This is a genomic window from Mesorhizobium sp. M7A.F.Ca.CA.001.08.2.1, assembly GCF_003998455.1.
Lineage (GTDB): Bacteria > Pseudomonadota > Alphaproteobacteria > Rhizobiales > Rhizobiaceae > Mesorhizobium > Mesorhizobium ciceri.
On sequence record NZ_RZPW01000698.1, the window covers coordinates 1 to 3,299 of the forward strand.

Sequence of the window (3,299 nt, forward strand, 5' to 3'; positions counted from 1 at the left end):
GGTCATGGCTGGCGGGCAGGCGCGAGCGCGAGTGCGAATATGGGCGCGATTGCCGGCTGGAATTCCGCGAGCGTCTATCAGCAGGCCATCGCCCGCATTGCCACGGCGATCGACGGCGATTGACGGAACATGCACCGGGCAGAAGGCCCCGGCCATTTTTTGACTTGATCGAAAACCCGGCGTGAATGCCGGGTTTTTATTTGATCTCGAGCGTGTAGGAGCAGCCGGCCAGGGTCTTGCCGGGATGGGACTCGACGGTCGAGACGTTGAGCTTGACGTCCGTGGAGAAGGTCAATCCTTCCGACTCTTCGGTGCTTTGGAAAACGGCCTTTTCGCCAAGGAATTTTTGCGGCGTGGAAAAAACGGCCATGACGTCGAGTTCTTTTGCAAGCTCCGGCGCGGCAACGCCGTCGAGCACGGCCATCGGCCCCGCAGCGGTAAACACGATCGATCCTGTCTCGCGGTTGAACACGCGGATTTTGGCCGGCAGTTCGTATTGGCTGAGAAACGGATTGGCGGAGGCAACCTCCTTCCAGCCAAGCGTTTCAACGGCACCCGGTGCGCTGGACAGCCACAGGGCAAAGTCGTTGTAAGTCGGAACGTCCGCCCTGCACTCGATCAGCGCGGGAAGGTCAAGAGAGGCGGGGTCGAACTCCTGGCCGGCGGCCGGCGTCGCCAGAACAACCAGCGGCGCCAGGCAGCGACCGAAACCGCGCATCCGCCCTACTTGGCACGGTTGCGCGCTGCCAGCGTTCTCAGCCGCAGTGCATTGAGGCGGATGAAGCCGGCGGCGTCCTTCTGGTCGTAGGCGCCGCGGTCGTCCTCGAAGGTGACCAGCGCGTCGGAATAGAGCGTTTTCCTGGACTTGCGGCCGGTGACCATGACGTTGCCCTTGTAGAGCTTGAGCCGCACCGTGCCTTCGACGTCTTCCTGGCTCTTGTCGATCATCGCCTGCAGCATCAGGCGCTCGGGCGCGAACCAGAAGCCGTTGTAGATGAGTTCGGCGTAGCGCGGCATGAACTCGTCCTTGAGGTGGGCAGCACCCCGGTCGAGCGTGATCGATTCGATAGCGCGATGCGCGACGATCAGGATGGCGCCGCCGGGCGTCTCATAGACCCCGCGCGACTTCATGCCGACGAAGCGGTTCTCGACCAGGTCGAGCCGGCCGATGCCGTTGTCGCGGCCGAGATCGTTGAGCGCCGCCAGCATGGTTGCCGGCGACAGCTTCTTGCCGTTGAGCGCGATCGGGTCGCCCTTCAGGAACTCGATCTCGATCTCGGTGACCTTGTCGGGCGCGTCCATCGGCGAAACGGTGCGCTGATGAACGAATTCCGGCGGCTCCACCCACGGGTCTTCCAGCACCTTGCCCTCGGAGGACGAATGCAAGAGGTTGGCGTCGACCGAGAACGGTGCATCGCCCTTCTTGTCCTTCGGCACCGGGATCTGGTGCTGCTCGGCGAAATTCATCAGGTCGGTACGCGACTTGAACGTCCAGTCGCGCCACGGCGCGATGACCTTGATGTCGGGGTTCAGTGCGTAAGCCGAGAGCTCGAAGCGAACCTGATCGTTGCCCTTGCCGGTGGCGCCATGCGCGATCGCATCGGCGCCGGTTTCCCGGGCTATATCGACGAGATGCTTGGAGATCAGCGGCCGGGCGATCGAGGTGCCGAGCAGATAGGTGCCTTCATAGACGGTGTTGGCGCGGAACATCGGGAAGACGAAGTCGGCGACGAATTCCTCGCGCACATCGACGATACGGATGTCCTTGATGCCCATCATCTCGGCCTTGCGGCGCGCCGGTTCCAGCTCTTCACCCTGACCGAGATCGGCGGTGAAGGTGATGACCTCGGCGCCGAACTCGGTCTGCAGCCATTTCAGGATGATGGATGTGTCGAGACCGCCGGAATAGGAGAGCACGACTTTCTTGATGTCTTTGGTTTTGGACATTTTTACCCCGTCGGTGGCGGACGCCCCAGCCTGGGCGTCACGGATTTGTCGCAGCGCCTTTTAGCAGGAACGGCAGAGCGAGCAAGCACGCGTGCGTGCATGGCTTCTGGTCCAGCGTATGGCGGGAGCACGATGCCGGCAGCGGAAACAACCTGCTGCAATCAAAGGCTGCATTTGCCGGTGAGACTTAATCAAGTTTTCATGCCGTGCCGCTAACACTTACGACAAAGCCGCCTTGGGCACGTTCCGGGCGGCTTCTTGCCTGCCTTGTCGCGGGCTCCTCGGGCTTGGGCGACTCTCGATGCGCGTTATATCATGCATCGCCACGGAGCATAATCTGTGGCTTGTCCTCCTGGCGGCGCTGATGTGCGTCACCGGCTGTTGGGTGACGATCGGCCTCTTCGACCGTTCGAGGAAAACCACCGGCGTGCAGATGAAGGGCTGGCTGTTCCTGACCGCGGTCGCCGCCGGCTCGTCGATCTGGTGCACCCATTTCATCGCCATGCTGGCCTACCAGCCCGGCGCGCCGATCACCTTCGATCCGGTCCTGACCATGGCGTCCCTGGTCATCGCCATCGTCGGCACCGGGCTGGGCTTCACCCTCGCATCCGGCAAGAGCCGGCGGCTGGCCCCGGAATGGGGCGGCGTCGTCGTCGGCCTGGCGATCTCGGCCATGCACTACACCGGTATGATGGCCTATCACGTTGCCGGCATCGTCGAATGGGACGGCTCCTATGTCGTGGCCTCACTGGTCATCTCGGCGGTGTTCTCCGCCCTGGCCGTCGGCCATGCCGTGCGCCGGCCATATCGTTGGTCGCACTATCTCGCCATTGGGTTGCTGGTGCTGGCGATCGTCGGCCTGCATTTCACGGCGATGGCGGCGGTAGCGGTGACGCCGCTGTCCTTCATCTCCACCGGCACCAATCCGGATATTCTCGTGGCGATGGCGGTCGCCGTCGCCGTTGTCGGCCTGATCGTCGCGGCCACGGGTTTCGCCAGCTATCTGATCGATGAGCGCGGCCGCCTGGAAAGCTTCGAGCGGCTTCAGCACCTTGCCCTCAACGATGCGCTTACCGGCCTTGCCAACCGGGTCTCCTTCAACGACCGCCTCGACCATGAGATCGAACGGGCGCGGGAAGACAAGGAAACGATGACGGCCGTCATCGTCATCGATCTCGACCGCTTCAAGGAGATCAACGACCTCAGGGGGCACGCGGCCGGCGACCAGGCGCTCAAGATCGTCGCCCGCAGGCTGGCGAAACTGACCGGCGATGGCGAATTCGTCGCGCGGCTCGGCGGTGACGAGTTTGCCGCCATCAAGCGCTTCAAGGATCAGAAAGACCTTCTCGGTC

Annotated in this window: 3 protein-coding genes and 1 pseudogene; 2 read left to right on the forward strand and 2 right to left on the reverse strand. The window is 63.0% G+C overall.

Annotated elements, in window-relative coordinates; genetic code table 11:
- Positions 1–123, forward strand: a pseudogene (locus EN914_RS39425) (murein transglycosylase); the annotation flags it as partial.
- Between the two features lie 73 nt (positions 124–196).
- On the opposite strand, the gene EN914_RS29285 reads toward EN914_RS39425, so the two are convergent.
- Positions 197–718, reverse strand: coding sequence for a hypothetical protein (locus EN914_RS29285; RefSeq protein WP_024504025.1), 522 nt, complete (start codon positions 716–718; stop codon positions 197–199).
- A 5-nt stretch (positions 719–723) separates the two neighbouring features.
- Positions 724–1,947: an argininosuccinate synthase gene (locus tag EN914_RS29290; protein ID WP_024504024.1), complete on the reverse strand. Its 1,224-nt coding sequence runs from the start codon at positions 1,945–1,947 to the stop codon at positions 724–726.
- Between the two features lie 301 nt (positions 1,948–2,248).
- Here EN914_RS29290 and EN914_RS29295 point away from each other — a divergent pair.
- On the forward strand, positions 2,249–3,299 hold a 1,051-nt coding region (locus tag EN914_RS29295; RefSeq protein ID WP_245497865.1), incomplete at its 3' end, for an MHYT domain-containing protein.

What these genes read in the sequence shown, in the direction of transcription:
- EN914_RS29285 (WP_024504025.1), bottom strand. Translation starts at nt 718, where the DNA reads ATGCGCGGTTTCGGTCGCTGCCTGGCGCCGCTGGTTGTTCTGGCGACG.
- EN914_RS29290 (WP_024504024.1), bottom strand. Translation starts at nt 1,947, where the DNA reads ATGTCCAAAACCAAAGACATCAAGAAAGTCGTGCTCTCCTATTCCGGC.